Consider the following 18,574-nt stretch of genomic DNA (forward strand, 5'->3'; position numbering starts at 1 on the left):
TCCTTCCGTCTTTATAAGGTCACTGCCACTGCAGCAATCAAAGCAATCACTACGCCGAGAATCATATACCCAGCATAGGAACGAACATAACCATTTTGCATGCTACCGACGATCTTGCCCAGTGCCGGCAAGAGTTTTCCAGTACTTTCGACGGCTCCATCAACAACATATTTATCTACCAGCACTGTGCCATGTGCAAGATTCATCGTTGGATGCACCACGAAAGCTTCATTACACAAATCCTGGTACAAATCTTGCCGAGCTGCGCGGGTAAGAGCCGAACCAATCGGCGCAGCCTTTGGAATCGGCTGAGCTAAATACATTTTCCCTGCAAGCGCAACTCCAAGTACCACAAACGCTAATGTAACACCGGTAATTACTGGAACTGGAAGCACCGGATGCGGATGCTCAGCATGACCAATCACTGGTTCGAGCCACGTTAAGAATCCACCATAATTCATCACTGCACCCAATACCAACGATCCGAGTGCAAGCAACACCATTGGAATCCACATGAATGGGGATGGATCATGCGGATGTTTTGCACCAACTCCATCATGATCCCAACGGGCTGTACCGAAGAAAATCATAAATACCATGCGCGACATGTAGAAAGCGGTAAGCCCAGCAACAAAAACGGTAAGCGAGCCAAAGATCCAAGGCTGCACACCTGATCCTGTAAATGCGACCTCAATGATCTTATCTTTCGAAAAATATCCGGATAGGAATGGGAAACCGATAATTGCCAGATAACCAGCCATGAACGTGCCACAAGTGATCTTCATTTTCTTGCTGAGAGCGCCAAAACCGCGCATATTTACTTCGTCACCCATTGCATGCATGACTGCCCCTGCCCCGAGGAACATATTTGCTTTGAAGAAACCATGCGTAACGAGATGGAAAATCGCAAATCCAGCGCCAACCGGCCCTAGACCAGCAGCGAGCATCATATAACCGATCTGTGACATCGTCGAAGCTGCAAGCACTTTCTTCATATCATCCTTGGCAGCACCCACAATCGCACCAAAAGTAAGCGTGATCGCACCAATAATTGCTACTGCCAGAGCCGCAACCGGAGCAGCAGCATACACTGCACTAGAACGCACCATCAGGTAAACACCTGCAGTAACCATCGTTGCCGCGTGAATCAGTGCAGATACGGGAGTCGGGCCAGCCATTGCATCTCCAAGCCAGGCTTGCAGCGGGAATTGTGCAGACTTACCACATGCAGCAAGCAGCAAAAAGAATCCAATAAAAGTAAGTAAACCTTGCGAATTTTGCGCAGCTACACCCGCATTCACGTCAGTGAATTTCACTGACCCCCAAGCACCCACCATTGCCATCATTGCAATCAGCATTCCCAAATCGCCTACGCGATTCATCACAAAAGCTTTCTTCCCGGCAGCAGCATATTCAGGTACGAAATTCCAGAATGAAATCAACAGATAGGACGCTAAACCAACGCCTTCCCAGCCGAAAAAGAGTACCAGATAAGAATTTCCCAGCACGAGCAGCAGCATTGCAGCAACGAAAAGATTCAGATAAGCAAAAAATCTCCGCCGATCCAGATCATGACTCATATATGCCACGGAATAAATGTGGATCAATGTGCCTACAAAAGTGACAAGCAATACGAAAGTGATCGATAGCGGATCAACACGCGTACCAAAGTCTATCTGTAAGCCAGGTGCAGCAGCCCACGTGAATAATTCACTTTCAAGGATCCGTTTCGCTGGCTCCAAAAACATCAGTTCAAGCGCAGCGGCCGCTCCGATTCCAAAAGAACAAGCAGCAGCTGCAATTGCAAGCCAATGCCCCCATTTATCGGCACGCCGACCAAGTAATAACAGCACACCGCAGCTGAGCAAAGGCACAGCCACTGCAAGCCAGATTAATGCTGCCGCACCACCGGCAGGAGCCGCATTGGCAGAAGTAAGAAGTGTGGAAAGCAATAGACTACACCTGCTTCCTAGTTCTTCATCAGGTTCACACCATCAAGTGATGTTGACCTGCGATTTTGGAAAATAGTTACGATAATTGCGAGGCCTACTACTACTTCCGCAGCTGCTACGACCATGACAAAGAAAGAAAATACTTGCCCGTGCAAGTTTCCCCACATACGCGAAAAAGTAATCAACGCCAGATTGCAGGAATTGAGCATAATTTCCACACCCAGCAGGGCAATCACACCATTTCGCCGGGTGAGTACCGTCGCCCCACCAATTACGAAAAGTACAAGCGCCAATCCGATGTAATACATTAAGTCCATTACTTCTCCTTAGCTGCTTCATAATCAGGTGCCGTCTCGCCTGGCATCCCTGGCACTTGCGCACGACCAACTTTTCCATATGTTTCTGGTCCAGATACGGCCGCACCAGCCGTGATTCGCTGTACCGTAATCGGCGAGATCTCCGCTACCCGCCGTGCTTGCCCACGCACTTTCAAGACGCGGTTCACCGAATTATCGAGCGGTTCACCATGCGCTGTGAGCGACGGATTTGCTGACGAATTAGACTCTGCATAAACACCAGGATTCGGCTTTGCACCAGGGTGTACATTCCGATTTGTAAAAGCCAACATTTTTTCCACTGCCAGCTTCTCCTGAGTACTGCGTTTCCCCATTTTGTCACGATGCGTGAGGGTCATTGCACCAAGCGCGGCAACGATCAACAAAGTACCAGTAAGTTCAAGCGTAAGTACATAGTTTGAAAAAATCAGTTTTGCGACAGCAACCGGATTCGATTCACCATTTGCCAGTTCCAGTCCGGCTGCGCTACTGTGCCCAAGTTCAATCAACACTGCGCCAATCACCGCCAGGATCCCAACCATGCCAATACCAGCAACAACTTTCTGTGATTTGAGCAGCTCGTGGCCGGCATCGGCAGAATCAACACCGATCAGCATCAAGACGAAGAGGAACATCATCAAAATCGCACCAGTATACACAACCACTTGCGCTACGCCCATAAACGGCGCTTCCAGCATAGTGTAGAGGAAAGCAAAACCAACCATCACAAAAATCACTGAAATAATCGTATAAACAGCTTTTCGTGTGATCAGCAGCCCAAAGATTGCAACAAGGATCATCGAGACGGCAAGACAAGCGAAAAGGATCGTCTCTCCCGTCGAGATCGTTAATGGCTGCATTTGAGGCATCATTACGCATTCCTCCCATTAGCTGAATCACGCTGTACATCTTCTGACCGATCCTGCGCATCAGCAAGTATCGCCACATCCGCTAATGATCCATCTTCCGGGCGCTGCTCTTTTACCCATGCTACTTGTGCATTCGTCGGACCAGTAATTCGTCCGCGATAATAATCAGCATCAGTAGTATTAGCCACCATTGGATGTGGCGGCTGGAGCATCCCCTTTGCCAGTGGCACGAGTAGATCATGCTTCTCGTAAATCATTCCTTCACGAGTTTGCCCTGCAATTTCAAACTCATTCGACATTGTGAGTGCACGCGTCGGGCAAGCTTGAATACAATACCCGCAGAAAATACAACGTAAATAATTGATCTGGTAAACACGCCCATAACGCTCACCTGGCGAATACTGTGCCTGCGGAGTATTCGTACCAGCTTCAACATAAATTGCGTCTGCCGGACAAGCCCATGCACAAAGTTCACAACCGATACATTTTTCCAGCCCATCAGCATAGCGGTTCAAACGGTGTAACCCGTGATAACGCGGGCGTGGCGGGACTTTCTGAAATGGGTACTGCTCTGTAACTACCGGTTTGAAAAGTGTCGAAAATGTGACTCCAAATCCAGCTACCGGCGCAAGCAAATTGCCGAGAATTGTGCGTTTCCGCGGCTGATAGAGCTTTGGATCGACACTCTGATTTTGCGTCGTCTGCTCAGACATGATTCGCCTCCAATTCTTGCACACCTGCAGAATCATTCGTGTTTTCAATCGATCTTCGCGCAGCTCGCTCCGATGGCGGAAGATGCTGCCCCGGAAGCGGCGGCACTGGATAGCCATATTCAAAGCCAGTAAATTCTTCTTGCCCGCGTTGCGCAATCAACTCAGCCTGGCTTGGCTTGACGGTATCATCACCAATTGCCCAAATCAGCAGGATCATTGAGAAACCGATTGAAAGGATCAACAGCACATTTGTGGTGTTGATTGGATAGACCATATCAATCCCAATCACAGCAATTACAATAAAGAGCCAGATTAGCGCAGCTGGAATCAAACCTTTCCAACCCAAATGCATAAACTGATCATATCGGAAGCGAAGCAGCGTACCGCGCACCCAAATGAACAGCGCCATGAAAGTCCAAGTCTTTCCAAGGAACCAAAGCATTGGCCACCAGCCCAGGTTCGGATCCCCACCCCATAAGCTGAAAATCCAGCCGGTAATCGGATCTGCACGCCAACCGCCCAGGAAGAGTGTGGTCGCAATCATCGACATATTCAACATATTCACGTATTCAGAAAGGTAATACCAGCCAAATTTCATTGAAGAATATTCAACATGCGGGCCAGCCACAATTTCACCTTCTGCTTCGGGAAGATCGAATGGCAGACGGTTCGTTTCGCCAAACATTGTAACGAGATAAACCAAGAATGCTGGCATTACCAGGAAGATATTCCAAATTGCCTGCTGCCCGGAAACGATCCCAGAAGTAGCCATCGTCTGATTCAAAATAAAAATCGTGACGAGCGAAAGACCTTGTGCTAACTCGTAAGAAATCATCTGGGTAGCTGACCGCACTGAACCATAAAGCGGCAAGGTCGACTTAGCTGACCATCCGCCAAGCACCAAACCATATTCGCCAAGTGCTGCGACTGCCAAAATAAACAGCATCGCCACTGGCGAATCGGTAAGTTGCAATGGAGTGGTGTACCCGAAAAGATTTACCGACGGCCCCATTGGGATCACTGCCATCACAGTAAAAGCACAAAGTGCTGAAAGCGCTGGGGCAAAGAAATAGACAAAGTGATCTGCACCTTTGAGATTGAAATCTTCCTTAAAGAGCAGTTTCACTGCGTCAGGGAAAGACTGCAATAAACCGAAAGGACCAACCGTATTGGGGCCAACACGATTTTGCATTCGCGCAAGCAAACGGCGTTCAAACCAGAGCGCAAAAATCACTGAGAAAATCAGAAACACCACAATAAAAACGGCTTTAATGACCCAAATCCACCAAGTATCTTGGGAGAAATCAGCAACCATATTCACTGCTGCATCGTTCACTATGCCACCTCCGCATTCGCGATTTGCATTGCATCTCCGGCTTTCAAGCCGATCTGTGCCAGCGCTAAACCAACCGCATTTTCTGGCAACCAAACTACCCCTACTGGCATCGGCTGCAGCGCTACCGGAAATTCAAGAGATCCAGCTGGTCCGGTAACTTTTACCCGCTGCCCAATATGATGCGCCTGTGCAGTTTGCTGATCCATTACGGCTACTGCTTTGCGCGCTGTACTTGCAAGGAACGGCTCATGCGATTGCAACGCTCCTCCGTCAAGCATTTGCCGCCAAGTAGCTAGAACCACATCTTCAGGCATAACTTCCCGCGGCGCTTGTGCAGGAACTTGCGGTACATCTGCGCGCTGCCCTTCCCATGTACGCAACTGCGCATACTCATTTACTGCTGCTTGCAAGGAATCCAGCCCCAGCTCAACGCCGAGTTCATGCGCCAAATCATTGAGTACACGCCGGTCTGGTAATTGTGTTGAAGTAAGCACTTGCCCAAAGGGACGCAGACGGCCCTCCCAATTCACAAAAGTGCCGCCTTTTTCAGCAGTCGGAGCTACCGGCAAAAGCACATTAGCGTATGCGGCAACTGCGGTTTCACGTACTTCAAGCTGTACTACAAACGCCTTTTCCAGTGCCTGCGGAGCGTTCGCTGGAAGATCTGCAAGCTCTACGCCTGCCAAAATGAGCGCATCAAGCTCACCCGCCGCGGCTGCATCAAGCATCTGCTGTGTATCTAAACCAGCTTCCGTCGGCAATGCATCAACACCCCACACGGCAGCTACATCAACACACGCCTGCGGATCTGCAACTAGCCGTCCACCAGGTAAAAGTGCCGGTAGTAAACCTGCATCTACACTTCCGCGCGCTCCTGCACGGCGTGGTACCCACGCAAGTTTCGCACCAGTACGCTGTGCGAGTTCGATTGCCTTTGAGAGTGCCCCTGGCGTATCAGCAGCCCGCTCACCCACCAAGATAACGGCACCTGGCTGACATAAATCAGCATAAATTTCGCCGTTCACACCTGCCGCATCCGCATCAATCGCCGCAAGCAGATCCGCTTCTGCACCAGGTACAGCCGGCACAAAGCGGGCAAACATTTTCGTAGTGCCAAGCGTTTCATACGCCGAAATCACACTGAGTGAGGTCGTCTTTGCCAGTGCGCCTTTCCGCAAACGCAAGAACAGTGTGCCACATTCGTCTTCCGCTTCTAAGCCAATCAGCAATACGTGCCCGGCTTTTTCCACATCAGCATAGGTCACACCAAGATCTTGCCCAGCAACCTGTGCGGCAAGGAATTGTGCCTCTTCCACAGATGCTACATCGGTACGGAAATCAACATTATTCGTACCCAAAACAACTCGCGCAAACTTCGCGTACGCGTACGCATCTTCGAGTGTGAGCCGTCCGCCGGTGATCACACCAACGTGCTTTGCCTTACGTAAACCTGCGGCTGCAGCTTCAATCGCAGCAAACCACGAGACATCTGCCCGCTGCTCAACCCGTGGATACTGCAAACGATCCGCGCCATTTTGCCAGCGGAAAGCAAAACGATCTTTATCAGTGATCCAGTCTTCGTTTACTGCCGCATCTTCGGCTGCCAGGCGCCGCACTACCGTGCCACGGCGATAATCTACACGGATCGCAGCGCCCGAAGCATCATGCTCCGTCACTGACGGCACCGATACCAAATCGAATGGGCGAGCGCGGAAACGGTAGGATGCCGAAGTCAAAGCACCAACTGGGCATATCTGGATTACATTACCCGAGAAATAGGAAGCAAAAGGCTTTCCTTCAACATCAGCTTCCGCATTTCCAACTGGCCCGGCCGCAAAACCGACCCTCATTCCAGCCATCCCATTCGCGCCAACATAATCACTAGCTGCTTTTGCCAGATGCGTACCATCAGCCGCAGAAAAATCAAGTGTCCCTGCATCAAAGTTACCAATTTGCGAGCCATGTAAAGCGTGCACTTCATTTCCCGGAGTACCGCCGCCACGGCCTTGCAACTGGATAAAGGCATCCCCCGCAATTTGTGTGGAGAAACGTGTACAACGCTGGCAGAGAATACAACGATCACGATCAAGCAAAATTTGCGCCGAAACCGAAATTGGCTTCGGATAGGTGCGTTTAATATCAATGAACCGCGACTTCGCTCGCCCATCCGTCATCGCCTGATTTTGCAGCGGGCATTCACCGCCCTTATCGCAGACCGGGCAATCCATCGGATGGTTGATCAGCAGGAATTCCATGATTCCCTGCTGCGCCTGTTTTGCGACCTCTGAAGTAGCTCCAGTGTACACTTCCATTTGCGGAGAGACGGTAACCGCACATGCAGGCTGTGGTTTCGGCATTTTTGCCACCACGCCTTCACGATTCGGGCTTGCCACTTCTACTAGGCACTGACGGCACGCTGCCGCAGGCTTCAGCAATGGATGATCACAAAAACGTGGGATGTGTACCCCGGCTTTTTCCGCTGCGCGGATGATCAACGTACCCTTTGGGACGCTCACCTCTTTGCCATCAACTTTTATCGTAATCAAATCTTGTACTGGCGTCGCCGTCATTTCGCACCTACTTTATTGAAAACCGCAGACTTGCCAATCGGGAAGAGTTCAGCAGCTGGCGTATGGTAGCCAAGTTCAAATTCTTCACGGAAATTCTCGATTCCAGAACGCACTGGAGTGGATGCTGCATCACCAAGTGCGCAGAAAGACCGTCCGGCAATATTTCCGGCAATTTCCTGCAAGCGCTCAATATCGCCTGGCTGCCCTTGACCAGCTTCCAGCCGGTGCATGATCTGACGCATCCAGAAAGTACCTTCACGGCAGGGAGTACATTTTCCACACGATTCATGCTGATAGAAATCAATCCATCGCGAAATCACCCGCACTACAGAAACCGTCTCATCAAAAATCTGGATCGCACGGGTAGCAAGCATTGAACCACCTTCCATTACTTCCTCATAACCGAGCGGAATATCCAAATGCGCTGGAGTCCATAGTGGTACGGAAGATCCGCCAACCACGAAGAATTTTAATTCATGCCCAGTACGAATCCCGCCAGCTAGCTCAAGTAACTGACGCATTGTGATCCCAAATGGAGCTTCATATTGCCCCGGATTTTGCACATGCCCCGAGATTGAGAAAATTCCATGCCCGCGAGAATTTTTCGTATCTGCACCCATTGCGGTAAACCACTGCGCACCGTGATTGATAATTCCCGGGATCGAAGCAATCGATTCGACGTTATTTACAACGGTTGGACGGGCATATAAGCCTTCTACGGCAGGGAACGGTGGCTTTAATCGCGGCTGCCCACGATATCCTTCAAGCGAATCAAGCAATGCTGTTTCTTCACCACAAATATATGCGCCGGCACCGGCGTGCACGGTGATGTCAAGATCATAATCACCATTTGGTCCAAGACCTTTGCCCAGCATCCCAGCCTCACGAGCCTCACGCACTGCAGCTAACAGCCGTCGATATACATGCACTACTTCGCCACGCAAATAAATAAATCCATGATTTCCGCCGATTGCGAGCATACAAATTGCCATGCCTTCAACCAACAGGTGTGGGTTCGCCATCAAGAACGGAATATCCTTACAAGTTCCTGGCTCAGATTCGTCAGCATTCACCACCAGGTATCGTTGTCCGCCGTCTGGAGCTGGCAGAAACGACCATTTCAGACCAGTGGGGAAGCCAGCGCCGCCGCGCCCACGCAAACCTGATTCTTTGATCAGATTCGTGATCGCTGATTCATCAGCAGACTTCAACTGCCAGGCTTTCGTCAACGCCTGGTATCCTCCATTTGCTTGATAAGTTTCAAGCTTCCAGGATTTTGGCTGATCCCAAGTGTTGGTAAGTACGGGAGAGAGCAGCCCTGGCTTGGAGAAAGTAGTCACTTTGCGCCACCTTCCGTTCCATTCTCTGCACCATCAGCCATCGGCTGTGGTGCTGTCCAACCTTGTGCACGGGCAATTTGCAAGCCGCGTAAAGACGCTTCACCTGCTCCGACGCCCTCATCTACGTGACCGTCTTCAAAACCGGCAAGCACACGTTCGATCTCCTTGAACGTATGTACTTTCTCCGGGCCACGAGTTGGATGCAGATCTTTTCCTGCGCGAATATCGTCAACTATTTGCTTTGCTGATTCTGGAGTCTGGTTATCAAAAAATTCCCAATTCACCATTACCACGGGCGCATAATCACAACCAGCATTACATTCGAGACGCTCAAGTGTAATCTTTCCATCAGCAGTCGTCTCATCTGAACCTACGCCAACATATTCGGTAAGTTCGTCCCAGATGATATCGCCGCCCATTACTGCACACAATGCATTGGTGCATACGCCAACATTGTATTCGCCATTAGGATGACGGCGATACTGTGAATAGAAAGTGGCGACAGCTGAAACTTGCGCCCGGGTCAGCCCGAGGATCTCTGCTACCAGCACGATTCCGCGCGGTGAACAAAAACCATCGACCGACTGGATCAAGTGCAACAATGGCATGATCGCAGAGCGAGATTGTGGATACCGCGCAAGTACTTTCGCAGCATCTTCCCGTATTTGTGCTTCCACCTCTGGAGCATAAGTATTTTCCAGTGCCATTAACGATCAACCCCTCCCATAACTGGATCGATCATCGCCAAAGCAATGATCATATCCGCGAGCATTCCGCCTTCAGCCATCATGCTCAACGATTGCAGGTTATTAAATCCCGGATCGCGGAAATGAGCACGGTATGGGCGAGTGCCGCCGTCACTGACCAAATGCACACCGAACACTCCCTTCGGGTGTTCAATCATTTGGAACACCTGCCCAGCCGGTACCCGGAAACCTTCGGTCACCAGTTTGAAATGGTGGATCAAAGACTCCATTGATTCGGTCATGATCTCTTGTACATGCTCTAAAGCCTGCCCTTGCCCATCAGAACTCAGCGAAAGCTGTGCCGGCCAGGCAATCTTTTTATCCGCTACCATCACTGGTTCCCCAACGGTGCGCTCAAGCTCGTCAAGTACTTGATAGCAGATTCGCAATGACTGATAGCATTCTTCAAAACGCACCTGCACACGATTGTATGCATCGGCTTTATCTGCCACTGGCACATCAAATTCATACTTCTCATAGCCGCAATACGGCTGCGTTTTACGTAAATCCCACGGCACACCAGCGGCACGTACTGACGGCCCCGTCATGGAAAGTGCCATCATCGCAGATAGCGGGGAGACGGCGACATCCACGTGGCGCAGCTTGAAGATCGGATTTTGCATCGTCAAATCCTGCATATCTTCGAGTGTGCGCTTGATCTTCGGCAGTAGCTCACGGATATATGCCACACCGTTTTCCGGCAAATCTTCAAGTACACCGCCGGGCCGAATAAATTCATGATTCATTCGTAAACCAGTGATATCCTCATAAATTCGCAGGCAGTCTTCACGCCCGCGGAATGCTAAAGTCAGCATTGTGGTTGCGCCAAGCTCATTACCGCCTGAACCAATCGCCACAAGATGCGAGTTGATTCGCCCAATTTCCATCAGCAGCACCCGGATCGCGCTTGCACGCGCAGGAATTTGCGCAGTGATCCCGAGCAATTTCTCCACGGCGAGACAATATGCAACTTCCTGGAAAATCGGCGCAACGTAATCCATTCGGGTGCAGAAAGCAACACCTTGCGTCCAGGTCCGGTATTCCATATTTTTTTCGATACCGGTATGCAAGAAACCAGTAGCTGCCCGGACTTCTTTTACATTTTCGCCGTCAAGCTCAACTTGGCAACGCAAGACACCGTGAGTCGCTGGGTGCACTGGCCCCAGATTTACCACGATATGATCTTCACCGAGTTCTTCAGCTTCCTTCGCAAGGGTCGCCCAATCACCGCCGGCAGCAGAAAATTCCGGATACGAATTCGTTTCAGTTTCGACGAAAGCTTTCGTCGCATGAGGCATTGTCTGTGCCATTAGTTGTACTCCCTCCGCGTATCTGGTGGCGGAATCACTGCACCCTTGTATTCAACTGGAATCCCGCCCAACGGATAATCTTTCCGTTGCGGATGCCCAACCCAATCATCAGGCATTGCCGAACGCGCCAGACCAGGATGCCCGTCAAAAATAATACCCATCAGATCGAAAGCTTCGCGCTCTGGCCAGTCATCGCCCGGATATACCGAAGTCAATGAGGGCATCTGCGGATCGGCTTCCGGAATTGCTACTTCCAATGCGATCATCCGATTGTGTGTAATTGAGAAAAATGGAATATACGCATGTAGTTCTCGTCCACGATCTTGCGGATAATGCACTGCAGATACGCCCAGACACATTTCAAAACGCAAATCACGATCGTCACGTAGATAACGCGCAACATCCAGCACACGTTCGCGTTTCACAAAAATTACAAGCTGACCGTGATCAGTAGTGACTTTTTCGATCACGTCTGCTTCTGTGTAACCATCCTTCGCTGCAAGCTCAAGGATAATATCGACGGCTGTATCAAACCATCCGCCAAAGGGACGTACCGCCGGCTGCGAGATCGCCACTACTTCGCGTTGCTCAGAAAAACCAGTGGTATCAGCAAGATGTTTGACACCCCATAAACCTTTCCGGGTGCCCAGATACTCGCCAGCCAGATAATCTTTGGACTGCGGCATCAGCGCATCATCATGATTTTCACTCATGCGAGGAGTCCTTTCTGTAATTCGATTGGCTCAGCCTTGAGCGCAGCAGCTTCTGCAGCCTTGCACATATCAATTCGGTCTTGCCCCAGCGGAGCTTTCTCGATCAATTGATTACGTAATTCAAATACCGCATTGATCAACATTTCCGGACGCGGCGGGCACCCCGGCAAGTAAATATCTACTGGCACGATATGATCGATCCCCTGCACCAGCGCATAGTTGTTGAACATTCCACCCGATGATGCACACGCACCCATCGAAATGACCCACTTCGGCCCCACCATCTGATCGTAAATATTGCGCACTACCGGAGCCATTTTTTGGCTGACGCGCCCAGATACGATCATCAAATCGGAGTGACGCGGAGACGCCCGAAACACTTCCATTCCAATGCGTGATGCATCAAAGCGGACGGCACCAAAAGCCATCATCTCGATTGCACAGCATGCCAGACCCATCGTGACTGGCCAAGGTGAACGTGCGCGAGCCCAGCCGAGCACGGCTTCCATCGTGGTCAGACCGATACCTTGCGGAATTTTCTCTTCAAGACCCATTGTGTTTATTCACTCCAATCCAAGCCTCCACGACGCCATTCATAAATAAATGGAACCGTGATCAGCGCTACGAATGTAGCCATTGCCAGTAAGCCGAAGAGCCCGAGCTGATCATGCGCAACCGCCCACGGATATAAGAAGACGACTTCAATATCGAAAACGATGAAGGTCATCGCAGTGAGAAAATATTTCACCGGAAAACGCCGTGAGCTTCCACCATTCGGAGTAGCTTCCACGCCGCACTCATAGTTCATTACTTTCACGCGATTATATTTTTTCGGTCCAAAAATCGCAGAAGCAACCAGGCCTCCAAGAGCGATCACGGCTGCTGCTGCAATCATGATCAGGAGTGGCACATACGGGTTCATCTGGCCTCCATCTTTTTTGCATCATTCCAACGCCACATCGGGCACAATTCGTCTCTAATCATATAAGCTTTGAAAATTAAATGTCTTATACGCAAGACTTCTCTCACGCATTTCGCGCTCTGCGCTTTCAAATACAGCTTTGCATTTTGCGCAGACATTTTTGCGTGCTTCAGCTCTCTCTGCATCTATGCTTTTGGCACCACCTTCGTCAATGCCGTAAGCAATTTATCCATCCAATCGCCGTCACGGTGATCATAAGTATCTGAAAGCAGTTTCATCACTAATTTCATCAGTGTCGGGCGTGGAAGCCCGTACTTTACACAAAGATGCATAATTTCAGGACGTTCAATGAGGGACGCAAAAATGCGTCCTAAGGTGTAATAGCCGCCGAGTTCCGCGCGCAGCACTTGTGGATATTGCTGCATCACCCGTTCACTCTGCGCGGTCGTGAGTCGATTCATTGCCTGCAAGATAAAATCGGCAACGATCCTGCCAGAGGCAAGTGCGTATGCGATGCCTTCACCATTGAACGGCGAAACCATCCCGCCTGCATCGCCCACCAGCGCCAGCCCGTCTTGATAATGTGGTTTGCGGTTAAATGCCATTGGCAGTGCAGCTGAGCGCAATGGTCCGCGCTGCGTATCTGCGTTCAGTCCCCATTCTTCTGGCACATTTTCGATCCAAGTTTTGAAGACGGCACGATAATCAATACCGCTCGGTTTCGCTGTTGCAGAAAGTGATCCCAGCCCAACGTTTACTAAGCCGTCGCCTACTGCAAATAGCCACCCGTAGCCAGGCAGCAGTTGAGATTTTCCTGGCTCTCCTGACCAGAGTTCAAGATGAGATTCCATCATATCGGTACTCGCGAGCGGCGATTCGAAGTATGTCCGGATCGCTACCCCCATTGGCCGGCGCGGATTTTTTTCTCTGCCCACGGAAGTAGCAAGGCGAGCTGATACACCGCCAGCATCAATCACGTAGCGTGCCCGCACAGTAAATTCCGCACCTTTTGCGCCTTCCGCAGTTCGTCGAGCTTTCACTCCAATTACTCGCCCGGTACGCTCATCTTGCAAAGCTCCGGTAACGGTAACCCCTTCAAATAACTGGGCCGAAGAATCCACCGCATGTTGGATCAAAAGATGATCAAGTTTGATTCGTGCACATGCTGAACCATAGTTTGGCTGGGAAGCGATATTTGGCCACGGCACTTCAATTTTATGACCGCCGCCATAGGCTCGAACGCCATAATTACGCACCCACCCAGCTGATTCAGGAATTGGCACTCCCATCCGAATCAGCTCAGCGACAGCGCGTGGCGTAAGACCATCCCCACAAACCTTATCGCGTGGAAAAACTGCCTTATCGAGTACTGCTACGTGCACTCCAGAGCGGGCTAAATAGTGGGCTGCTGCGGATCCTCCGGGGCCTGCGCCCACAATTACCACATCCGCTTCGCGCACAATATCCATGCGTATATCGCTCCCAAAACTTTGTGTGCCGCCTGCCAGAAATAATCATCTGCCACTTGCCATGATTGCAAGCCACAATCCGGCACAACACCAGAAAAACCAACCGACCTGCTACTCAATCAAGCATCAGTGTGCGAAAAAAATTATTTCCAACAAAATTTGTTGCACATAATTTCACATACGTATCCGGTCAAATTCTACGCGAGAAAAATCTCGAAGCCCACCTCAAACCTGGACTTTACGCAACAAAAAGTGCGCATAAAATCTGGGTCACACTATTCTGCGCAGCTGCTACACCTGAATTATCTGCACACTCTTCTCACGCACCAAAACAGCAGTTTGCTGATTTAGTTTGGCTTCCGTGCCCGATGAATCGCGACAATCCCACCCGTCAGATTTTTATATTCAACGTTTTCCCAACCAGCTTCCCGCAGCCATTGGCTGAATTTACATTGATCGGGCCAATCAAGGATCGACTCCATCAGATAATCGTAGGCAGGCGCATCAGAAGAAAGAATTTTCGAAGGAATCGGCATTACCCGGTGTAAAAAGAACTTATACAACGCAAAAAAATACTGATTCACCGGACGTGAAAATTCACAAACTACAAGTTTTCCACCGGGTTTTGTCACGCGCAGCATTTCGGAAAGCGCCTTGCGCGGATCGCTCACATTCCGGATCCCGTATGAAATCGTGGTGGCATCAAATGAATTATCAGCAAAATCAAGATCAGTCGCGTCCCCCGTCACAAATTTTAGTTGCGGATGACGGCGCCGTCCTTCCTCGATCATACCCGCAGAAAAATCGCAGCCGATCACATCAGCTCCAGCTGCCGCATACTGCGCAGTAGAGCTTCCGGTGCCAGCAGCAATATCAAGAATTTTCATTCCCGGCTCGATTTCCAGGGCAGCCGTAGTCACTTTTCGCCAGGGAAAGACCAGCCCTCCAGTCAGCACGACGTTCATCAAATCGTATTTACGTGCTACTTCATTAAACATTCGCGATACGTCTTTGGGATTTTTCTCTAAATCAGCTCTACTCATACTACGAATTTAATCACCATTCGGACTATTATCGTTATTTGTGATAAAAACTGTGCAGCTAAATGTTCGTTCCATCCCTTTTGATTTATTTCCAACAGCACAAGATTTGTGTGCACAAATCAATCGGCAAAGTTTCGCCTGGAGGCATGCCGACGATTATCTTTTCGGATTCGGGCAGGCACTAAGATACGATATCGCCGGCTGTGCTCCGCAAAACCATGCCACACATCAGGTGGCTGCAGATAATCGTTTTGCCTTGGCTGATATCTGGTGGAAAGAATTGAGTGCGCAAAGCAATATTGACGACCGCGCGGGTGTGAGCGGCAGCGGACTGATTGCTTTTGGCTCATTTTCTTTCACGGCGCAGTCAAGTGCAGGTTCAGCACTCATCGTGCCACGGTTACTACTTGGTCGCCGGAGTGGGAAAACCTGGCTGACACAGATTTGGCGTGATGGCGAAAATACACCCGAAATTCCAATTTCCGGGGCTGGATTGATTCAGCAGATCGAGCGGATCAAGCACGATGATCCTTGTCTTCGCACCCCCAATGCACAGCCAGCCGCAAAATTTACCGCGCCCCAAACGCCACGCTTACCGAAATTCAAAACGTCCCAGAAGAAAAAATTTTTGCCTGCTCCAACACCGCAAAAGATGCAAATCACCCCACTACCATCCGAAAAGATTTGGATGGAACAGGTAGCGAAAGCGAGTTCGCTGATCCAAAAAGGCGAATTAAACAAGGTCGTCTTAAGCCGCTCAATTGAACTAAATTTCCCGAATCCGCTTTCGCTCCCTGCATTCATTGACCATTTGCATCGCAAGTACCGTGATACATGGGTGTTCGCGATCGACGGTATCGTCGGCGCTTCCCCGGAGATGCTTGCGCAAACAGATTTTTCCAATGATCCTGCAAATCGGATCCATTGCCGTGTCTTAGCAGGCACAAAACCACTTCGCACGACGCTTGCCCCGCTAACTTCAACCAATTCGCATACAGCTGCGGCGCACACCGAATTTGATCTGGAAACTTCTGAAAAAGATATTTCTGAACATCGGATTGCAGTAGATTCTGCGGTTTCCGTATTAAGCGAATTTGGGGCACTAGAAATCGGGGCGCCCTATATTTTACGGCTGCCAAATGTGGAACATTTTGCTACAGATATCTACACTACGCTCGCTCCAGAACATTCGCTTTTCACAGTGATCGCAAAATTACATCCAACAGCCGCGCTAGGTGGAAGCCCACGCGAAAAAGCGCTTGCCGTAATTGCGCGGCTTGAATCACATGACCGCGAGCGCTACGGCGCTCCCGTCGGCTGGATTTCACAAGGAGAAAGCGGAAACTGTGGCCAGTGGGCAATCGCTTTGCGCTGCTGTGGCCTCTCACCACACTTACATTCTGCCACTGCCTGGGCAGGAGGCGGGATTATGGGCGATTCGATTTCCGAGCGCGAACTTGCCGAGACACGCGCAAAGTTTGCGCCGATCTTAAACGCGCTCAGTGCGCAATTTCCGAAATATTCCGACCAATTACACAGCTGCTGATTTTTATTTACATGCAAAGGTGGGGGCGGATGAATCGCTGTTGATTCATCCGCCCCCACCTGTACTACACACAGATGTGCTTCATCCCAGCCAAGGGGTTAGTCTGGACGAGTTGCAAGTACTACATCCAATTCCTGTAATTCACCGTTACGTGCAATCGTCAGCGTAACGGTTTCCCCTGATTGATACTGACGGATATATCCGGTGAGTGATACTGCCGAAACCACATTCCGTCCGTTTACCGCAACTATTACATCGCCTTCACGTAGTTTCGCATTTGCTGCCGGGGTACCTGGCTGCACGGTATCTACCTGGGCTCCGAGCCGCTGCTCCCGGCCATATACTGCGACCCCATCGCGAATCGTGACGCCGAGATAAGCATGCTCTGCTACTCCGTTGCGAATCAATTGCGCGGCAATATTTTTTGCCAAATCAATTGGGATCGCAAAACCTAAACCAATCGAACCACCTGGAGCATGTTCAGTTGCTCGCACTGTTGCGATTGATGAGGCAATTCCAATCACTCTGCCCGCTGCGTCAAATACTGGCCCGCCAGAGTTTCCCGGGTTAACGGCTGCATCAAGCTGGATCGCGTTTGTTACTACACGTGCACTATTGGGATCTTTCGCATCTTTATTGATCGTCTGCACGGGGCGATCAAGGGCAGAAACGATCCCTGAAGTCATTGTGGAGCTCAATCCTAGCGGATTGCCGATCGCCGCAACAGCTTCACCCACCTGTAAATCTTGCGAAGTGCCGAGAGCAGCTACGGTCAAATCTGCAGGCGGATTCTTGAACGAAATCACGGCAAGATCTGTTGCCGGATCAGTTCCATCAAGTTTGGCTTCAAACAAACGCCCGTCAGCAAGTTTGATCCACACCTCTTTCGCTCCGCTGATAACGTGATCATTGGTCAGTACGTGACCTTTTTCGTCGATAATCACTCCTGAGCCTGCTGCCGTACCAGCACTTGATTTTGTATCAATTGCCACGACGGCTGGCCCCACTGCTTTTGCCACCGCTTCCCAATCAGGAGTCTTGCCATTGGCTTGCACCACTGGCGCTACAATTTTTTCTGCCTTTCCCAGCGCCGCTGGCCGTGTACCGTCATAGCGGAGGGTCATTATTCCCACTGCCATTAATGTACTCAGCAAAGAGACAATGATCAGCCCGCTGATAAATGCAAACCAACTCGGATTCCGGCGCTTCCGCCGGGGCTTTTCTAAAACTACAGCAGCGGGATCAAATATCAGCGGCATTGTAGCTTGCTGCGGACTTGCAGGCGCTGTTTCCTGCCACGGGTGTGCGTGATGTGTTTCTGTTGCTGCCGCAAAGATTGGTGCAGTATTTTGGGAAGCAACATCTGGAGTTACCATCGCAGCTGATTCTGGAGCTGGCATCTGACCTGCAGGTATTGCCGGCGGATTGGCAACTGGGGGCTGTGCACCAGCTTGCATCCTTAGCTGACCGCTCGCAATCTCAGCTTCTGCGCCAGGTACCTTATTTTGTTCGGCTTGTTCAGCTTCTGGCTGGAAATCAACTTCTTTTTCTGCGCCTTCTGCAGCTGCTGCACTCGGCTGCCCTGGGTAGTTCTGTACTGCTGGACGCTGGACTACCACCGGATCTGCTGACTCCACTTGGTGATTTGCTTCGGGCGCAGCCGTCATCCCATCATTTTCAAAATTTTCTTCCGAACTCATATTCTCTCAC

General features: G+C 50.4%; 16 protein-coding genes. 1 reads left to right on the top strand and 15 read right to left on the bottom strand.

All coding sequences use genetic code 11. The features are described from left to right. Positions 1–11: 11 nt before the first annotated feature. The 14 genes from nuoL to J2S36_RS04155 all read right to left on the bottom strand — a co-directional run bounded on the left by nuoL (position 12) and on the right by J2S36_RS04155 (position 15,318). Complete coding sequence (nuoL, locus tag J2S36_RS04090) at positions 12–1,952, bottom strand: NADH-quinone oxidoreductase subunit L (protein ID WP_309955835.1); 1,941 nt, start codon at positions 1,950–1,952, stop codon at positions 12–14. Between the two features lie 17 nt (positions 1,953–1,969). Then, the gene (nuoK, locus tag J2S36_RS04095; RefSeq protein WP_309955837.1) at positions 1,970–2,269 is read right to left on the bottom strand and encodes an NADH-quinone oxidoreductase subunit NuoK; all 300 of its coding nucleotides are present in this window, start codon (positions 2,267–2,269) and stop codon (positions 1,970–1,972) included. Continuing rightward, positions 2,269–3,159 (bottom strand): NADH-quinone oxidoreductase subunit J, encoded by an 891-nt coding sequence (locus J2S36_RS04100; RefSeq protein WP_309955839.1) that lies wholly within the window; start codon positions 3,157–3,159, stop codon positions 2,269–2,271. The genes nuoK and J2S36_RS04100 overlap by 1 nt, the downstream gene beginning before the upstream one ends. Beyond that, positions 3,159–3,869, bottom strand: coding sequence for an NADH-quinone oxidoreductase subunit NuoI (nuoI, locus tag J2S36_RS04105; RefSeq protein ID WP_309955841.1), 711 nt, complete (start codon positions 3,867–3,869; stop codon positions 3,159–3,161). Before nuoI ends, J2S36_RS04100 begins: the two co-directional genes overlap by 1 nt. After that, a complete protein-coding gene (nuoH, locus tag J2S36_RS04110) occupies positions 3,862–5,205 on the bottom strand; it encodes an NADH-quinone oxidoreductase subunit NuoH (RefSeq protein ID WP_309955843.1) in 1,344 nt (447 codons plus the stop codon). The genes nuoI and nuoH overlap by 8 nt, the downstream gene beginning before the upstream one ends. Then, on the bottom strand, positions 5,205–7,775 hold the full coding sequence (locus J2S36_RS04115) for an NADH-quinone oxidoreductase subunit G (protein WP_309955845.1): 2,571 nt from the start codon (positions 7,773–7,775) through the stop codon (positions 5,205–5,207). The genes nuoH and J2S36_RS04115 overlap by 1 nt, the downstream gene beginning before the upstream one ends. Next, positions 7,772–9,115 (bottom strand): NADH-quinone oxidoreductase subunit NuoF, encoded by a 1,344-nt coding sequence (gene nuoF / locus J2S36_RS04120; RefSeq protein WP_309955847.1) that lies wholly within the window; start codon positions 9,113–9,115, stop codon positions 7,772–7,774. Before nuoF ends, J2S36_RS04115 begins: the two co-directional genes overlap by 4 nt. Next, entirely contained in the window at positions 9,112–9,822 is a 711-nt protein-coding gene (gene nuoE / locus J2S36_RS04125) for an NADH-quinone oxidoreductase subunit NuoE (protein WP_309955849.1), read from the bottom strand. The genes nuoF and nuoE overlap by 4 nt, the downstream gene beginning before the upstream one ends. Continuing rightward, positions 9,822–11,171 (bottom strand): NADH-quinone oxidoreductase subunit D, encoded by a 1,350-nt coding sequence (locus J2S36_RS04130; RefSeq protein ID WP_309955851.1) that lies wholly within the window; start codon positions 11,169–11,171, stop codon positions 9,822–9,824. Before J2S36_RS04130 ends, nuoE begins: the two co-directional genes overlap by 1 nt. Then, the gene (locus J2S36_RS04135) at positions 11,171–11,884 is read right to left on the bottom strand and encodes an NADH-quinone oxidoreductase subunit C (RefSeq protein ID WP_309955853.1); all 714 of its coding nucleotides are present in this window, start codon (positions 11,882–11,884) and stop codon (positions 11,171–11,173) included. Before J2S36_RS04135 ends, J2S36_RS04130 begins: the two co-directional genes overlap by 1 nt. Continuing rightward, positions 11,881–12,438 carry an NADH-quinone oxidoreductase subunit B gene (locus J2S36_RS04140; protein WP_309955855.1) on the bottom strand — a complete coding sequence of 186 codons (558 nt, stop codon included), beginning with the start codon at positions 12,436–12,438 and terminating at the stop codon, positions 11,881–11,883. The genes J2S36_RS04135 and J2S36_RS04140 overlap by 4 nt, the downstream gene beginning before the upstream one ends. 5 nt (positions 12,439–12,443) lie before the next feature. After that, positions 12,444–12,806, bottom strand: a complete 363-nt coding sequence (locus J2S36_RS04145) for an NADH-quinone oxidoreductase subunit A (protein ID WP_309955857.1) — start codon at positions 12,804–12,806, stop codon at positions 12,444–12,446. Between the two features lie 185 nt (positions 12,807–12,991). Then, the gene (locus J2S36_RS04150; protein ID WP_309955858.1) at positions 12,992–14,275 is read right to left on the bottom strand and encodes an NAD(P)/FAD-dependent oxidoreductase; all 1,284 of its coding nucleotides are present in this window, start codon (positions 14,273–14,275) and stop codon (positions 12,992–12,994) included. A gap of 347 nt (positions 14,276–14,622) precedes the next feature. Beyond that, complete coding sequence (locus J2S36_RS04155) at positions 14,623–15,318, bottom strand: class I SAM-dependent methyltransferase (protein ID WP_309955859.1); 696 nt, start codon at positions 15,316–15,318, stop codon at positions 14,623–14,625. 40 nt (positions 15,319–15,358) lie between these two features. Between J2S36_RS04155 and J2S36_RS04160 the strand changes: the two genes are divergently transcribed. Beyond that, positions 15,359–16,864, top strand: coding sequence for an isochorismate synthase (locus J2S36_RS04160; protein WP_309955861.1), 1,506 nt, complete (start codon positions 15,359–15,361; stop codon positions 16,862–16,864). Positions 16,865–16,962: 98 nt separating this feature from the next. On the opposite strand, the gene J2S36_RS04165 is transcribed toward J2S36_RS04160, so the two are convergent. Beyond that, positions 16,963–18,564: a trypsin-like peptidase domain-containing protein gene (locus J2S36_RS04165; RefSeq protein WP_309955864.1), complete on the bottom strand. Its 1,602-nt coding sequence runs from the start codon at positions 18,562–18,564 to the stop codon at positions 16,963–16,965. Positions 18,565–18,574: the final 10 nt, after the last annotated feature.

Source organism: Arcanobacterium hippocoleae, assembly GCF_031456295.1.
Taxonomy (GTDB): Bacteria; Actinomycetota; Actinomycetes; order Actinomycetales; family Actinomycetaceae; genus Arcanobacterium_A; species Arcanobacterium_A hippocoleae.